The organism is Pedobacter sp. SYP-B3415 (genome assembly GCF_004138205.1).
Lineage (GTDB): Bacteria > Bacteroidota > Bacteroidia > Sphingobacteriales > Sphingobacteriaceae > Pedobacter.
This window is the reverse complement of sequence record NZ_RXNQ01000004.1, coordinates 51,621-66,340: the sequence shown is the minus strand read 5'-3', so window position 1 is coordinate 66,340 and position 14,720 is coordinate 51,621. Positions and strand designations below refer to the sequence as shown.

At 49.1% G+C, this 14,720-nt stretch carries 13 protein-coding genes; 8 read left to right on the top strand and 5 right to left on the bottom strand.

All coding sequences use genetic code 11. From position 1 onward, the window contains the following. Positions 1–48: 48 nt before the first annotated feature. Both EJV45_RS02830 and EJV45_RS02825 read left to right on the top strand, forming a co-directional pair. Complete coding sequence (locus EJV45_RS02830; protein ID WP_129714131.1) at positions 49–1,092, top strand: aldose epimerase family protein; 1,044 nt, start codon at positions 49–51, stop codon at positions 1,090–1,092. Between the two features lie 2 nt (positions 1,093–1,094). After that, complete coding sequence (locus EJV45_RS02825) at positions 1,095–1,484, top strand: DUF1398 domain-containing protein (protein ID WP_129714130.1); 390 nt, start codon at positions 1,095–1,097, stop codon at positions 1,482–1,484. Between the two features lies 1 nt (position 1,485). Here EJV45_RS02825 and EJV45_RS02820 read toward each other — a convergent pair whose 3' ends face one another. The 4 genes from EJV45_RS02820 to ribD are packed head-to-tail and all read right to left on the bottom strand — an operon-like array spanning position 1,486 to position 4,896. Then, positions 1,486–2,343, bottom strand: coding sequence for a nucleoside phosphorylase (locus EJV45_RS02820; RefSeq protein WP_129714194.1), 858 nt, complete (start codon positions 2,341–2,343; stop codon positions 1,486–1,488). A gap of 30 nt (positions 2,344–2,373) precedes the next feature. After that, on the bottom strand, positions 2,374–2,988 hold the full coding sequence (locus EJV45_RS02815) for a YigZ family protein (RefSeq protein WP_129714129.1): 615 nt from the start codon (positions 2,986–2,988) through the stop codon (positions 2,374–2,376). Next, a complete protein-coding gene (locus EJV45_RS02810; RefSeq protein WP_129714128.1) occupies positions 2,978–3,844 on the bottom strand; it encodes an EamA/RhaT family transporter in 867 nt (288 codons plus the stop codon). The genes EJV45_RS02815 and EJV45_RS02810 overlap by 11 nt, the downstream gene beginning before the upstream one ends. Continuing rightward, positions 3,841–4,896, bottom strand: a complete 1,056-nt coding sequence (gene ribD / locus EJV45_RS02805; RefSeq protein ID WP_129714127.1) for a bifunctional diaminohydroxyphosphoribosylaminopyrimidine deaminase/5-amino-6-(5-phosphoribosylamino)uracil reductase RibD — start codon at positions 4,894–4,896, stop codon at positions 3,841–3,843. Before ribD ends, EJV45_RS02810 begins: the two co-directional genes overlap by 4 nt. A 70-nt stretch (positions 4,897–4,966) precedes the next feature. On the opposite strand from ribD, the gene prmC reads away from it, so the two are divergent. Next, the gene (gene prmC, locus EJV45_RS02800; protein WP_165304966.1) at positions 4,967–5,821 is read left to right on the top strand and encodes a peptide chain release factor N(5)-glutamine methyltransferase; all 855 of its coding nucleotides are present in this window, start codon (positions 4,967–4,969) and stop codon (positions 5,819–5,821) included. 73 nt (positions 5,822–5,894) lie between these two features. Next, complete coding sequence (locus tag EJV45_RS02795; protein WP_129714125.1) at positions 5,895–6,254, top strand: hypothetical protein; 360 nt, start codon at positions 5,895–5,897, stop codon at positions 6,252–6,254. Here EJV45_RS02795 and EJV45_RS02790 read toward each other — a convergent pair. Then, the gene (locus EJV45_RS02790) at positions 6,248–6,733 is read right to left on the bottom strand and encodes a DUF4442 domain-containing protein (RefSeq protein WP_129714124.1); all 486 of its coding nucleotides are present in this window, start codon (positions 6,731–6,733) and stop codon (positions 6,248–6,250) included. The genes EJV45_RS02795 and EJV45_RS02790 overlap by 7 nt on opposite strands. A 1,342-nt stretch (positions 6,734–8,075) precedes the next feature. On the opposite strand from EJV45_RS02790, the gene EJV45_RS02785 reads away from it, so the two are divergent. The 4 genes from EJV45_RS02785 (at position 8,076) to EJV45_RS02770 (ending at position 14,689) form a co-directional block, all read left to right on the top strand. Next, on the top strand, positions 8,076–9,272 hold the full coding sequence (locus EJV45_RS02785) for a glycoside hydrolase family 172 protein (protein ID WP_129714123.1): 1,197 nt from the start codon (positions 8,076–8,078) through the stop codon (positions 9,270–9,272). Positions 9,273–9,341: 69 nt separating this feature from the next. Continuing rightward, positions 9,342–12,500, top strand: a complete 3,159-nt coding sequence (locus EJV45_RS02780) for a TonB-dependent receptor (RefSeq protein ID WP_129714122.1) — start codon at positions 9,342–9,344, stop codon at positions 12,498–12,500. Positions 12,501–12,510: 10 nt separating this feature from the next. Beyond that, positions 12,511–14,265: a RagB/SusD family nutrient uptake outer membrane protein gene (locus tag EJV45_RS02775; protein WP_129714121.1), complete on the top strand. Its 1,755-nt coding sequence runs from the start codon at positions 12,511–12,513 to the stop codon at positions 14,263–14,265. 10 nt (positions 14,266–14,275) lie between these two features. After that, the gene (locus tag EJV45_RS02770; protein WP_129714120.1) at positions 14,276–14,689 is read left to right on the top strand and encodes a DUF4945 domain-containing protein; all 414 of its coding nucleotides are present in this window, start codon (positions 14,276–14,278) and stop codon (positions 14,687–14,689) included. The last annotated feature ends 31 nt before the right edge of the window (positions 14,690–14,720 follow it).

Sequence of the window (14,720 nt, the reverse complement as noted above, 5' to 3'; positions counted from 1 at the left end):
TTAAAGTGTTGTAGTATTGTGATTCAATTTAGTCATTTCATTATGCCCATGAATGTCACAAAAACACCGACCGGAAAAAGCATTAACGGCGCGGAGATCTATGCCATCGACCTTGAGAATAACACAGGTACCAAGGTAAGAATTTTTAATTACGGCACGATCATCAATTCCTTCGAAATCATTAATAAAGATGGGAAAAAGCAGGATATTGTATTGGGATTTGATACAATTGACGGTTATCTGAGCGATGCCTACCTGGCTAACTACCCATACTTTGGAGCCATTATAGGCAGATATGCAAACCGGATTGCAAACGGCAGCTTTTCGATTGACGGGACAAAATACGAACTTTCAAAAAATGCGGGTGGCGCCACGCTGCACGGCGGAACTGAAGGCTTTGATAAAAAGCTCTGGAACATTGATCAGGTTGCTACTGAACCGCACGCATCGGTTACATTTTCGTATACCAGTCCTGACGGTGAAGAGCAATTTCCCGGCACGCTGGAAACTCAACTTTCTTTTGAGCTTACGGATCATAACGAGCTGATATTAAGCTACCAGGCTGAAACAGACCTGGCTACTGCGGTTAATCTTACGCACCATAGCTATTTTAATCTGTCAGCCGAAGGCGGAAATATTGCCGGGCACCTTCACCGGATGAACGCTTCCAGATACCTTGAGCAGGATGACAATTTTACGGTGACCGGTAACCTTCTGCCCGTTGAAGGGTCACACCACGACTTCCGGTTGGGAAAAACAATCGGGGAGAACTGGGACGCCGAAACCGGCTACGATCAGACCTACGTTCTTGACAAGCCATACGGCGATCTGACGCTGGCATCTGAAACGACAGATCCGGTCAGCGGATTAAGACTTCAGGTCTACACCACCGAGCCTGTCGCACACTTTTATACCGCAAAACATCTTGAGGTACAGAACGGTAAGAAGGGCCAGGAATACAGGCCGTTTGATGCCTTCTGTGTTGAGACGCAGCATCATCCCAATGGCATCAATATTGCTGACTTCCCGTCGACCGTGCTAAAGCCCGGACAGACCTACTATCAAACCACCATTTACAAAGTAATTATCTAGATATGTTTACTGAAGAGCAGATCAATGCGGCAAACGCCAAAGTTAAAAGCGGTAAAGATTTTCCGGCGCTGGCCCGCGAATTGAAATCTTTAGGGGTAAAACGGGTCGACTTTTATGTAATGAACGGTCTGACGTATTACTATGGTGCAGACGATCAGAACACGGAAGATGCCCCAATGTATGAGCCGCGTGAAATTCCTGACGAGTCTTCGGTAGAACAGTTGCAGGAGGCGTTGCGCGCGCATCAGAAGGGGGAGACAGATTACCTGACCTTCACCAGTGATGCCGGTAATGCGGGTGTCGAAAAATGGGTTGTAGATCTTGAGCTCATGAACGTGACCTACTACAACAAGGCCGGCGAGGAGATGGTAGTTGAACAAATCCCCGCGTAGCTTACAAGCGCTCTAACACCGATTTTATTGCCTTTTCTACAATTTGCTGCGGCTCTTTGGCAAACCTGTATTCCAGACGGCTTGCCAGAATTGCATTGACGGATAACGCACGGTGACCAAGAACCTCTGCCAGTGCATAAATGCCTGCGGTTTCCATTTCGAGGTTTGTGACCCTGTGTCTTTCAAACCGGAAACTGTTGAGTGCAGCGATAAGGTCCGGGACCTTATTTTCAGCCCGGACGGTTCTGCCCTGGGGCGCGTAGAAACCAGGTGCTGTCGCAGTTATACCTTGCTCCAGTCCGTTTCCAATTCGGCTTAATAGTCCGGCATCAGCTTCAAAGATATAGGCATTGGCCAGGTTTACCGGGCTAAGGTGATCAGTTAAAGCCTTACTGATGGGTGTATGCTGATCGTACCGGTAAAATCTCATCAGCGCGTCCAGGCCAAGGCCATAGCTCGATGCCAGGATCGTACCCATAGGAATGTCGGCCTGAATCGATCCCGAGGTACCTATTCGAATGATTTCGAGCGAATTCAGCTGTTCTTTCACTAAACGGCTGCTGAGATCAATATTAACCAAAGCATCCAGCTCGTTGAGCACGATGTCTATGTTATCCGTGCCTATGCCGGTAGAAATTACTGAAACCCGTTTACTGCCAATGTAACCGGTATGCGTTAAAAATTCACGTTTGCCTTTGACAAGCTCAATACGGTCGAAATATTTACTTACTTCCGCAACGCGCTCAGGATCGCCTACCGTGATGACAGTGGCTGCAAGGTCTTCAGGCATCAGGTTCAGATGGTACACGCTGCCATCGGGATTTAAAATCAGATCGGCTTCAGAAATAACTTTGCTCATCATACAGGGGTCAGGTCAGGTAAAGTTTAGTCAGTACGAATACATGTATTCGGCTCTTAGTCCATCAATCTTCTGCACCTTGTCGAGTAGCCGGTTTGTTGCTGTCTGTCTTACTTCGACATCCATGGTGCAGTTGTTATCAAAGTCCTGTGCGAGAACTTTAATATTTTCATCTTTTACGAGACGCATAACGATATTCATTTCCAGGTAGCCGAATGCGAGCCGGTACACGTCATTCACAGTGCGCTCCTGGATGGTTGCCGTAGCCAGTGCTTCCACCGCTGCCGTACGGTAAGCATTTATAAGTCCCGGAACGCCCAGCAAAGTGCCGCCAAAATATCTGACAACGACGATCAGGACATTGGTCACATCTGCAGACAGCAGCGCGTTCAGGATAGGGCGCCCGCCCGTACCAGATGGTTCACCATCATCATTTATACGAAAGACCGAACGGTCGGGACTGAGCCGCAGCGCCGTACAGAAATGCCTCGCTTTGGCATGCATGGCGCGTACCTCGTTTATCTTACCCCGCGCTTCTTCCTCGCTCCGAACCGGAAAAGCGTAAGCGATAAATTTGCTGCCGCGATCACGAAAAATTCCTTCGGCCGGGGCTGCAATTGTTTTGTATGTATCGTTAAACAGCATAGATCTGTGACAGCGTGATTAAAACGATCGAAACAATGGCCAATGCCAGGCCGGCATAGTTCAGCTTGCTCAGCCGTTCGCGGAAAATAAATATGCCAACTATTGTTCCCAATGCGATCACGCCAAAATTCATGGTAGCAAAAACAGTAGAAGGGTTACCCGCAAATGCGCGATGGGCTTTCAGGTAAAACACGATATTCCCAAGGTTAAACAAACCGAGCACGATGCCGCAAAAGAAATTGATAAGCTGAAGCCGTGTTTTGCGCCTGACTATCATAATGATAAGCGCAATCATTGAAACAAGGAATGACGCGCAGAATACAACGAATAAAGACGTGGTATAAGGTCTGTCCTGGATGAGCGCCATTCTTTTAAACAAAAGATCAATCACGCCATAACCAAAAAATACGAGCAAGGGATAGATCCAGTTATTGTTCCCTCTTGCCACCTTCTCCGGCCGGTAAACCGTAAGACAAATTGCCGCCAGGCCGGTAGCAAGCCCCATCCACTTTAAGCTATTAAAACGCTCGTCAAAGAGAAAAAACGCGCCAAGAATGGAAATAAAAAGTGAAAGCCGTTGAGCAATGTCTGTACGTACAATTCCCGAATTCCGCACGGACGCACCAAGCAGCCAGAACACGGAGGGCAGCAGAAAGGCGAGTGAAAGCGTAATGTCAAAAGATTGCGGATTACTTAAAGCTGTTACATCGGGTTTAAAAAGAAACCAGCTGGCCACCATTGCCGTCAGGTAGTTCCATGTAATGGCCTGCGGCACGCTGATGTGGTATCTCTTGGCGAGTTTCAGCAGCACCGAGACGGTCACGCTGCAGATAATGCTAAGTAGGAAGAGGATCATAGGATGATGTTTTTATAAATATGGAGCCGGTCTGCGCCGACAGCACGTGTTTCGACCGGGTCGATCGGCAACAGCGGGGCAGGCAGACCGTCCGTCCAGTTTGCAGGGGCCGTGAAAATACGGGCTTCATCCCACAAACCGGCACCGATAAAAAGATTCAGGATCTGCGTACCGCCTTCAATGATCAGCGACTGTACATCCATCAGGTAGAGCTGATAAAGGATCTTTTGTGGCAGGTAAAAGTCCATGTCTTCTACAGATATATAATGCAGATTACCGATTACATCGCTTTTCTGTTCGTTCAGTATGATTGTTCTGGCCTCGGCGTTTAAAACCGGATTGTCAGGGGCGGTCTCGAGACGGCGGTCAACCAGCACACGAATCGGATTTCTGCCCTGGACTTCGCGAACCGTCAATTGCGGACGGTCGGCCCTGGCTGTTCCTTTACCAACAAGCACGGCATCTTCTTCAGCCCGCCATTGATGCACGAGTTTTTTTGCTTCCGGTCCGGAGATCCACCGCTGACTCGCATCGCGCGGAGCAAAAAATCCGTCTGCTGTCTGTGCCCATTTCAAAATGACATAAGGCCGCTGTTTTGTTATCCGGGTAAAAAATCGCCGGTTCAGCCAGGCACAGGCATCGTTTTCAATGCCCGACTTGACAAAAATACCCGCTTCACGAAGTTTTTGTATGCCTTTACCGTTCACACCATGAAAAGGATCAGTATTGCCGATCACAACTTCACGTACCTCATGCCGCACCAGCAGGTCTGCACAGGGCGGGGTTTTCCCAAAATGCGCACATGGCTCAAGGTTCACGTACACGGTAGCTGTTTTAAGAAGTGCCGCGGCTTCAGTTTCTCCAAAACGTTCAAATACGGCATTGACAGCATTTACTTCCGCATGCGCCTGACCATAACGTTCATGATAACCTTCACCTACAACCTGTCCGTTTGATACGATGACGCATCCGACAAGTGGATTTGGACTTACCTGACCTGCGCCGCGGGCTGCAAGTTCCAGACAACGCAGCATGTATAATTGGTCGTTCACAGCGCAAAGGTATAGAAAGAAGGTAAGATCAGAATATGCAAACCTTCGATTTAAATTTTACTTTTACGACATGATACTTCGAAATCTTCAAAACGAATATGTGAAGCAGCTTTCTGAGATGTATGAGCCGGATGAAGCAGCTGCAATTTTCGCGGCCTTCGCTATGCACCATCTGCAGTTGGACCGGGCCGCTTTTCAATCAGCGCTGAATAAAAGCATTGATGACCGATTTATAGATCTGTCAATACGCACGCTAATTAAACTGGCAGGCGGATATCCGTTGCAGCATCTGACGGGTGAGACACGCTTTTACGGTCTTGATCTTGCAGTGAATGGCGATGTACTGATACCGCGCCCGGAAACCGAAGAACTGGTTGACTGGGTGGCGCAAACCATCAGATCAGAAAAAAATGAAAAGACCCCATTGTCAGTAATGGATTTTTGCACCGGAAGCGGCTGCATTGCAATAGCCCTGAAAAAGAACTTCCCTGAAATGCACATGTCTGCTTTGGATCTTTCTGAGGCGGCTTTGCGCACTGCCCGGATGAACGCAAACCGGCACCGTACAGACATCCGGTTTATCTTGTCTGATATAAATGATTACGCAGGCGAAATTCCGCTCGACCTCATTATCAGCAACCCGCCCTATATTCCCGATGCAGAGGCGGCCAATATGCATATCAATGTATTAATGCATGAACCGCAAATGGCGCTTTTTGTCCCAGACGATGAGCCGCTTGGCTTTTATGAGGTAATCGGGGAAATTGCCGCCGCCGACCTCAAGCCGGGCGGGTCCTTATTTTTTGAGATCAATCCGAATTTTGCCAGGGCGGTCGTCGAACTTCTTTATTCGTTTGGCTTTAAAAGCGTCGAGTTGAGAAAAGATATGCATGGCAAAGAGCGTATGGTTCGTGCAGTGAAATAAGTTTATGGAATCCGGCAAGTGGCGGCATCAACGATGATAGAGTTTCTCTGATAGACCTAAACATGCAGACCAGATGAAAGCAACAACTTATTACAGACTCGGCGGATTGATGCTTGTGTTATTTATATACGCACATGCGTCTAAAGCTCAACAGCCCGCTGACGACGGGTCGTATCGTGATTCGCTTACCGCGACGCCCCTTCATTTGTTACCGCCGGCAGGTACCCCGGCCGATTTTATGCCTGTGCGCCGGGCCCGGGAATTCGCCAGCAATATGCCCGTCAGGCGGGATCCACCGGGATTTTCCAGCCGGATGCCCGTTGCAGGTCTGCGGCCTGCGCTACGATTAAAATCGCTGCCAGAAGGTCGCGGTACAGAGGGCGGACTCCAATTTCGTTTTCCGGCCGCGCCCGCTGAGCCTGCTCATCAATAAGCTACCGCGGCAGCTTCCCCCTGGTGAAGGTTGCGTATGTACACCTCATTCATCACCGTTGCACAAAGCTCGCCGGCCCGGTTGGTAATTTCCATCGGAAAAGCTTTGACGAATTTACCGTTGCTACGCAGCGTAGCGTCGGCTTCAGCCAGCATATCGTCTGTAATCCGGATGGTGAAATACAGGGCACTCCGGCCTGGCTTAAGGTATTGAATTGAGGCGCTTTTAAGCCATACACGAACTTTAAAGCCACGCCTTTGCAGCAGTTGATCGAAAAGAATAGCAAAAAACGGATCGGTAGCTGCATAGATCGTTCCGCCGAAGATCGAGCCATTGTAATTCTTATTGAAGATGCTTTTGGCAATTTTTACTGTCACGCTTCGGTAGTCGGCGGCAAAGCCAATTACCCAGATTCGCTGAAAGAACAGGGGCGGGTAGAACCGCATTGCCCATTTTAAAGTATTTGGTGAAACCTGCATCGGTTATAAATATCCGGAAGATTTCTTGGATTAAGATAAAATTGTTTGCCGGCGGACTTGTAAAGAGGTCAACACACCCCGCCGGTTCCTGGGGCTGCAAGAGATGGGTAGTAGGTCGGTAAAGTTTTTACCGTCGATCCTGATTGCAATGTATAATTAGGTAGTGGAGTAAAAATCCGCGGTTCGGTCATCCCGATTACAAATCGGGAGGGACGGGGTAGCAAGCTGTGGTCCTGGGTCGAGGATTTAAAGTTATTCATCGATGTCCCGTGGTGCTAAATTCACTATCATATATTTTATGTTGCGGATAGAAAATGCGCGGTTCGGTCATCCCGATTACAAATCGGGAGGGACGGGGGAGCAAACTGTGGTCCTGGATCGCGGATTTAAAGTTATTCATCGATGTCCCGTGGTCCTAAATTCTCTATCATATATTTTATGTTGCGGATAGAAAATCCGCAGCTCGGTCATCCCGATTACAAATCGGGAGGGACGGGGAGCAAACTGTGGTCCTGGGTCGAGGATTTAAAGTTATTCATCGATGTCCCGTAGTCCTAAATTCACTATCCCATATTTTATGTTGCGGATAGAAAATGCGCGGCTCGGTCATCCCGATTACAAATCGGGAGGGACGGGGGAGCAAGCTATGGTCTTGTGGTTCGGATAAAGGTTTTTCACCCAGGTCCAGTGGTCATATTTTCGACTATATATTTTGTACGCGGATTAAAAAAATCCGCGGCTCAGTCATCCCGATTACAAATCAGGAGGGACGGGGGAGCAAGCTATGGTCTTGTGGTTCGGATAAAGGTTTTTCACCCACGTCCAGTGGTCATATTTTCGACTGTATATTTTATGCTGCGGATTAAAAAATCCGCGGTTCAGTCATGCCGATTACAAATCGGGAGGGACGTCGGGCCAACAGCCGTTGACCGGTATGCGGTTATGACCCCCGGCGACACCGGCATGATTGCGATCGGCCAATACCGGAGAAAAAATTATCCGCTACGCCCGCTTAGCAATCAGAAACGGATAATCGTTTTAGCAGAAGGGATATCAATGACAGCAAACACATCAACCTACTCTGCTTATAAAAAGCATAAAAAAGTTTAAAATTTATTTGATTGTTTAAACGTTTAAGCTTATGTTTGAGATAAGGAACCAATTATAAACCGAACGAGCTGTCTCTCACGCACTGATACACAGCCCTTTTTTTTACCCCAATAGCTTAAACGTATAAGCTATATTGCATTGTATTGTCTTTGCAGTTCGTCCGGTTTTAAAAATAACCAAATGTAAAACAGCCTGCCGGCAGCGCCGGAGGGCAAGATCTAAAACCGCACAAATGAACTTAAAAAACTTACTCAGCTGTTTCATTTTATTGCTGCTTGCAAACCAGCTTTCCGCACAGAAACAGAACACCTTCAACGGTCTTGATATGAACATGGGGAATCTGTCCCGGCTATCTGATGCCCAGACCAGATCAATCAGTCCCGAAAACTTTACCGGCGCCAAGGGAAAGGGCGGCATGGCCGACCCGGTCAGGCAGAAGGGCCAGCGCAATGTCGCAAATGCAGCAATGGCCTCACGCGATCTTGGTCTTGGGTGGAAAGTAAACCCCTTTATCACCATTAATGCAAAAGAGACGATCACAATCGCCGAGATCAGCGGCTCGGGCGCCATTCAGCATATCTGGATGACCCCGACCGGCAACTGGAATTTTTCGATTATCCGCTTTTATTGGGACGATGAAACCGAACCGTCTGTCGAAGCACCGGTCGGCGCTTTTTTCGGCATGGGCTGGGGGCGATACTCGCCGCTCAACTCAATGGCAGTAACAGTTAACCCGGGCAGCGCCTTTAACAGCTACTGGAAAATGCCTTTCCGCAAAAAATGCCGCATCACTATGGAAAACATTGACGAGCGGCCAATGAACCTGTACTACCAGGTAGACTACACCCTCACAGATGTAGGCGAGGACGAAGCTTATTTCCATGCGCAGTTCCGCAGAAGCCGTCATAATGCCAGTTCACTGCATACGATTGTCGATGGGATAAAAGGCAAAGGCCATTATGTAGGAACCTATATGGGTATCGGAGTGACTAACAACGGCTGGTGGGGAGAAGGTGAGCTGAAGTTTTTCATGGATGGTGACAAAGATTATGCAACCATTGTTGGTACCGGTACCGAAGATTATTTCTGTGGCTCGTACAATTTTGACAGCCGGAAGAAAACAGCCTCGGGCGTAGAGATTGTTGACTACACTGAATTCACTACGCCTTTTGCCGGCCTGCACCAGGTCTTACGCGGCGACGGTCATTACGAGGTGTCACAACGATTTGGCATGTACCGCTGGCATGTTATGGATCCCATCCGCTTCGACAAAGACCTGAAGATAACGGTTCAGGACCTTGGCTGGCGGTCGGAGGGACGCTATCTCGCGCAACGATCAGATATCATTACGGTTGCCTACTGGTATCAGCGCGAGCCGCATGCGCGTTTCCCAAAACTTCCTTCGAAAGATGAGCTTGAAGTAAATTAACGGAGCCGTTGCCTGACCAGCAACACTTTTCCGGAAACCAGATACAAACAACTTAAACACTAAACCACTATGAAAAGTAAAGTACAGGCCCTGGCTATGAGGCAGTACGACGAAATGCGAAGGTTTCTGCCGGCAGCCTTCCTGCTTTTGTCGCTGCTGGTTGCCTGGCCGTCTCTGGTGCAGGCACAGGCCCAACAGGGACGAAAAGTTGGCGGGGTTGTCAGAGATGCACAAGGTGAAGCGCTTCCGGGAGTCGGCGTGCAATTGAAAGGCAGCGCTACCCGGGTGGCCACCGATGGTCAGGGACGCTTTGAAATCGGCGTGCCTGAAACAGGAGGCGTGCTTGTTTTCACCTTTGTTGGTATGCAAACCCGCGAGCTTACGCTGGGATCAGGAACGACCTATAATGTGCGTCTGGAATCGGCAGCGAACGAACTCGAAGAGGTGCGCATTTATACCGGTTACATGACGCAGAAAAAAGCAGACCTCACGGGTGCGGTGACCGCCGTTACACGCGATGACTTCGCTAAGAACCCCAGCGCAAACGTACTCCGTTCACTGCAGGGCAAAGTGCCGGGGGTAAATATTACAACAAATGGCAACCCGGCAGAAGAAATCGGTATCCAGGTACGCGGTATCACTTCAATCAACTCATCACCGCCCCTGATCGTTTTAGACGGGCAGCCCGTTAGCATCAACCTTCGCGACATCAACCCAAATGATATCGAGGGAATTCAATTTTTGAAAGACGCTTCCTCAGCTTCGATCTACGGTTCGCGTGCAGCGGGTGGTGTGATCCTGATCAACACCAAGAAGGGAAGAAAAGGTGAAAATGAAATCAGCTACGAAACCTACCTCGGTCTTCAGAAAATAAATGGTGTGCCCGATATGTTAGATGCCGAACAATATGGCCGCGGCCTCTGGCAGGCAACTGTAAATGATGGTATCGATCCCTCGACCATCCGCATTTACAATTATGACTGGACCACGAACGCGCAGGGCATTCCGGTACTCAATAGCGTGACAGCTGTTCCGTGGCTGAACAATCAGAAAACAATGCCCTCGGCAAACACAAACTGGTTCGAAGAGGGTACCCGTACCGGTTTACAGCAGAATCACCAGGTTACCATTTCAGGCGGACGGGAACGTTCATCGAGCCTGCTCTCCCTGAACTACTACAACAATGACGGCACGCAGATCACATCACAATTCAGACGTTATTCAGCCAGATTTAATAATGAGTATGACCTGATCAAAGGCAGGCTAACTGTAGGGGAGAACCTGACACTGACCAACCTGAAGGTACGCAGTGTAAACAGTACTTACCAGTTTCTCGTCATGCCGCCAAACGTTCCTGTATATGATAACAATGGCGGCTGGGGCGGTTCGGCGATGGGTCTTGGCATGGACGATTTCAACAATCCGATCCGCGAGCTTGAACTTAGTAAAGACAATGGCTTTAACTTCATGAAGGTGCTGGGTAATGCCTATGTCAACCTCAAAATTCTTGATAACCTCAACTTCAGAAGCCAGTTCGGCGTAGATTACAGCATGTCTTACCTGCGCGATATACAACGTAAATGGCAGGAAGGCGGCGGGCGCGGCAGCGATATCAACGGCGTAAGACAAACCAACAACCAAAACCTCGGCTACACCTGGACCAACACGCTGACGTATAACCTGACGCTTGGTAAAAGCGTGATTGACGCACTTGCGGGTGTAGAGACATACCGTTTTGTCGCAGAAGATGTAAATTCCTACCGCGACGGCCTCGAGGCAGAAGATCGTGACTTTGCGTATATCGGCGCCGCTACCGGCGACAGGAAGGAACAGTTCGGCGGCGGAGATGAACGCCGGCTTGCGTCTTTCTTCGGAAAAATCAACTACGCTTTCGATTCGAAGTACCTGCTTTCTGCCACCATCAGGCAGGACGGCTCATCGGTGTTTGGAGCAAATAACCGTTACGCCATATTCCCGGCATTTTCCGGTGGCTGGCGCATCAGCGAGGAGAAGTTCATGAAAGATCTGAAGATTTTTGACGATTTGAAGTTCCGCGCCAGCTGGGGACAAAATGGCAACTCAGAACCGCTGGGAGCCGGCCGCCTGGTTAACATTTATGCTACAGACTTTAACGGAACCTCATATCCCATTGCGGGAAACCCCTCGGGCAGTATCCCAAGCGGATTGCTTCGTCGCCGCCTTGGTAATGCAGATTTGCAGTGGGAGGCCACGACACAAACCAATCTTGGTGTCGACTTCGCATTGCTGAAAAATCGGTTGAGCGGCTCATTTGACTGGTTTGATAAGACAACGACCAACATGCTTTTCGAACCTCCTTATCCTGCGGCACTTGGTGAAGGCGGCTATCGTTTCATCAACGCCGGCAACATGAATAATAAAGGTATCGAACTGGTTTTGAGCTGGGCAGGACGAGCGAAAGACTTCAGTTACACGATAACCGGTAACGTAGCGGCATACAGAAACAAAATCGTTTCAGTGCCTGAAAGTTTTAAATACGTGTACGCCGGCAACGGTCTGCTTGACAACATTATAGGCCGCTCGCGAAACTCGCATTATGGCCTGGTGGCAGACGGTATTTTCAAAACACAGGAAGAAGTTGATAATTCAGCCCGTCAGAACGGAAAAGGACTGGGACGCATCCGGTATAAAGACCTTGATGGCGATGGCGTAATTAATGAAGTGTATGACCGTACCTGGCTGGGCACTTCAGACCCTAAAATGACCGCCGGTCTGAACTTCGCTGCAACTTATAAAAACTTTGACATCACCTTTTTCTTCCAGGGATTTTTTGGCAACACGGTATACAACGCCTGGAAAGAGTCGAGCGATTTCTGGAACATAGGTATCCAGAAAGACCGCAACCACCCTGTGCGTATTCTCGACGCGTGGTCGCCGCTCAATCCCGATTCAGATATCCCGGCCTTATCGCGCGGCGACGCAAACGGCGAAAAAAGGTTTTCATCCTATTATCTTGAAAACGGCTCGTACATCAAACTACGCACGCTTGATATCGGCTACTCGCTGCCGGGCCGGCTGGTTGAGCGGCTGAGTATGAAAAGACTAAGGGTGTATGTATCCGGTCAAAATCTCCTCAATATAAAAAAATCCTGGGGCGATGACCGCTTTACCGCAGGAGATCCGGAAAACCCCGGCACGGGTTACCCAATGCCAATTACCGGCTTCCTTGGTCTAAACGTTACTTTTTAAAATGCTAACCATGAAAAATATCAGATTTATACTATGCATCCTCGTTTTATTGGGGATATCAGGATTGGCGGGCTGTAAAAAATTCCTTGAAGTAAATCCAAAAGGCGTGCTTTCTGAAGAGCAGGCGCAGGATCCGGCACAGATCGAAAAATTTGTTATCGCAGCTTACTCGCACATGGCGGGGCTGGGCTATGGCGACACGCACAATCCATGGATACAAAGCGTCCGTTCAGACGACGCATACAAAGGCGGAGGTGGCCTCAACGACCAGACGCCCTGGCACGAAATGGAGCTGTTTGCACCGGTCACATCAAACACCGGAAACAACGACGGTCCCTGGTTTGCCGGCTATCGCGGTATCAGCCGTGCAAACACGGCGCTAAGCATTCTCTCCAGGATCGATGCGAACGCGTTCCCGGCTAAAGAACAACGGGTTGCGGAGATGAAATTTATCAGGGGCTGGATTTACCTCGGAATGAAGTTGCGGTGGAAATATGTGCCCTACATTACCGAACTAACGCCAAATGATGCAGACAGTGTAGCACGGGTGCCAAACCGTGTTCCCAACCAGAACGATCTGCCGCTTTGGGACAAAATAATCAAGGATTTCGAAGATGCGGCAAATGTGCTGCCCGAAACCCAGGCCGAGAAAGGCCGGCCTACGCGCTATGCTGCCCACGCTTTCGCAGCCAAAGCTCTGTTATTTCGCGCTTATGAAAAAGACGACCGGCACCAGGTTATAAACATCAACAAAGAGACGCTGAACAAGTCGCTTGCGCACATTGATCTGATCATGGCAAAAGACGGCTCGACTTACGACCTCGAACCTGATTTCGCCAATAATTTCCTGATCGAGTATGACAATAACACCAAAGAGTCGCTCTGGGAGGTACAGTACTCGATCGATGACGGCACAACTGATGGACGCCTGAATCGCGGCGATGAACTGAATGCGCCATACTGGGCACCATATTTTGCCTGCTGTGATTTTCATAAACCTTCACATACGCTGGTCAACGCATTTAAAACCGATAATACCGGGCTGCCTGATTTTGTAAATTACAACAACACCGAGATGCGCGGTAATACCTATGTTGCCTACTTCAAAAGCCACAGTTTTGATCCGCGCCTTAGTCATACCGTTGCCATTCCGGGCTATCCGTTCAAGTACAACAATCAGCTTTTATATGAAGAGGCCGCTACGCGTGATGCCGCTCAGTACGGCTACTTTAAATCGCTTAAAGAGCAGGTACAACCGGATTGTAATTGCGTATTCAAACCCTTCTTTGTCTACAATTCGATGAACAAAAAGGAAATCCGGTATGCAGAAGTGATCCTCTGGAAAGCAGAAATACTGATCCAGCTTGGTCGGGAACAGGAAGCGTTACCGCTCATCAACAGGATACGAACGCGTGCTGCCAACAGCACAGCCCGGCTGAAAAAACAAGATGGCACACTGTGGATGGATTACCGCGCCGAAACCTACAAACCGGGTGTAAACTGCACCTGGACAAAAGAGTTCGCCCTGCAGGCGCTCATCTGGGAGAACCGCCTGGAACTGGCCAACGAGGGCCGGCGCTTTTTTGACCTGATGCGCTGGGGAATCCTTGAACCGACAATGAACGCATATTTCTCAAAAGAGGGCGACCGTTTTGCCTGGAACCGCCAGGGCCGGTTTGTAGCAGGCCGGGATGAGTTCCTGCCTGTTCCGCAGCCACAAATGAATTATTCTCAAGGCAGTTACACCCAGAACCCGGGCTATTAATTTGACGACCATGAAAAAGTATCTTTCCATTTGTCTGTTGTTTCTTGCTTTCGCGGCCTGTAAAAAGTCAGACGAGTACAGCAAACCGGGTGTCAGCCTGCCGGCTGTGAACAACTTGAGCTTACAGAAAACACAGGCGCAAAAAATTACGCTGGGCTGGACAGTACCGAACGCCATTCCGGCAGAAATTGAGCAGCCGCTGAGTATCAACATACAGGTTACCGAGGTCATAAGTCCGACTCGAACCATCGTTATTAATGAATTTACCGTACCAGCGTCGCCGGCAAGTTTTGTATATGATATTCCGAACGCAACCAAAACTTATCGATTTATCGTGAAACTCTTTGGCAGAACCAGGAATAAGGATGTAAATTATGCTTCGAGTATCTATTCGCTCGGGCAGACCGTGCAATACAACCCCTGAGCCGGAAAACCAAACCGACCTATACAAAATC

Excerpts from the sequence above, each read along its gene's own strand:
- EJV45_RS02790 (WP_129714124.1), bottom strand. The coding sequence starts at position 6,733 with ATGCAGGTTTCACCAAATACTTTAAAATGGGCAATGCGGTTCTACCCG.
- prmC (WP_165304966.1), top strand. The coding sequence starts at position 4,967 with ATGATACTTCGAAATCTTCAAAACGAATATGTGAAGCAGCTTTCTGAG.
- EJV45_RS02775 (WP_129714121.1), top strand. The coding sequence starts at position 12,511 with ATGAAAAATATCAGATTTATACTATGCATCCTCGTTTTATTGGGGATA.
- EJV45_RS02820 (WP_129714194.1), bottom strand. The coding sequence starts at position 2,343 with ATGAGCAAAGTTATTTCTGAAGCCGATCTGATTTTAAATCCCGATGGC.
- EJV45_RS02830 (WP_129714131.1), top strand. The coding sequence starts at position 49 with ATGAATGTCACAAAAACACCGACCGGAAAAAGCATTAACGGCGCGGAG.
- EJV45_RS02815 (WP_129714129.1), bottom strand. The coding sequence starts at position 2,988 with ATGCTGTTTAACGATACATACAAAACAATTGCAGCCCCGGCCGAAGGA.
- EJV45_RS02825 (WP_129714130.1), top strand. The coding sequence starts at position 1,095 with ATGTTTACTGAAGAGCAGATCAATGCGGCAAACGCCAAAGTTAAAAGC.
- EJV45_RS02795 (WP_129714125.1), top strand. The coding sequence starts at position 5,895 with ATGAAAGCAACAACTTATTACAGACTCGGCGGATTGATGCTTGTGTTA.
- EJV45_RS02770 (WP_129714120.1), top strand. The coding sequence starts at position 14,276 with ATGAAAAAGTATCTTTCCATTTGTCTGTTGTTTCTTGCTTTCGCGGCC.
- EJV45_RS02785 (WP_129714123.1), top strand. The coding sequence starts at position 8,076 with ATGAACTTAAAAAACTTACTCAGCTGTTTCATTTTATTGCTGCTTGCA.
- EJV45_RS02780 (WP_129714122.1), top strand. The coding sequence starts at position 9,342 with ATGAAAAGTAAAGTACAGGCCCTGGCTATGAGGCAGTACGACGAAATG.
- EJV45_RS02810 (WP_129714128.1), bottom strand. The coding sequence starts at position 3,844 with ATGATCCTCTTCCTACTTAGCATTATCTGCAGCGTGACCGTCTCGGTG.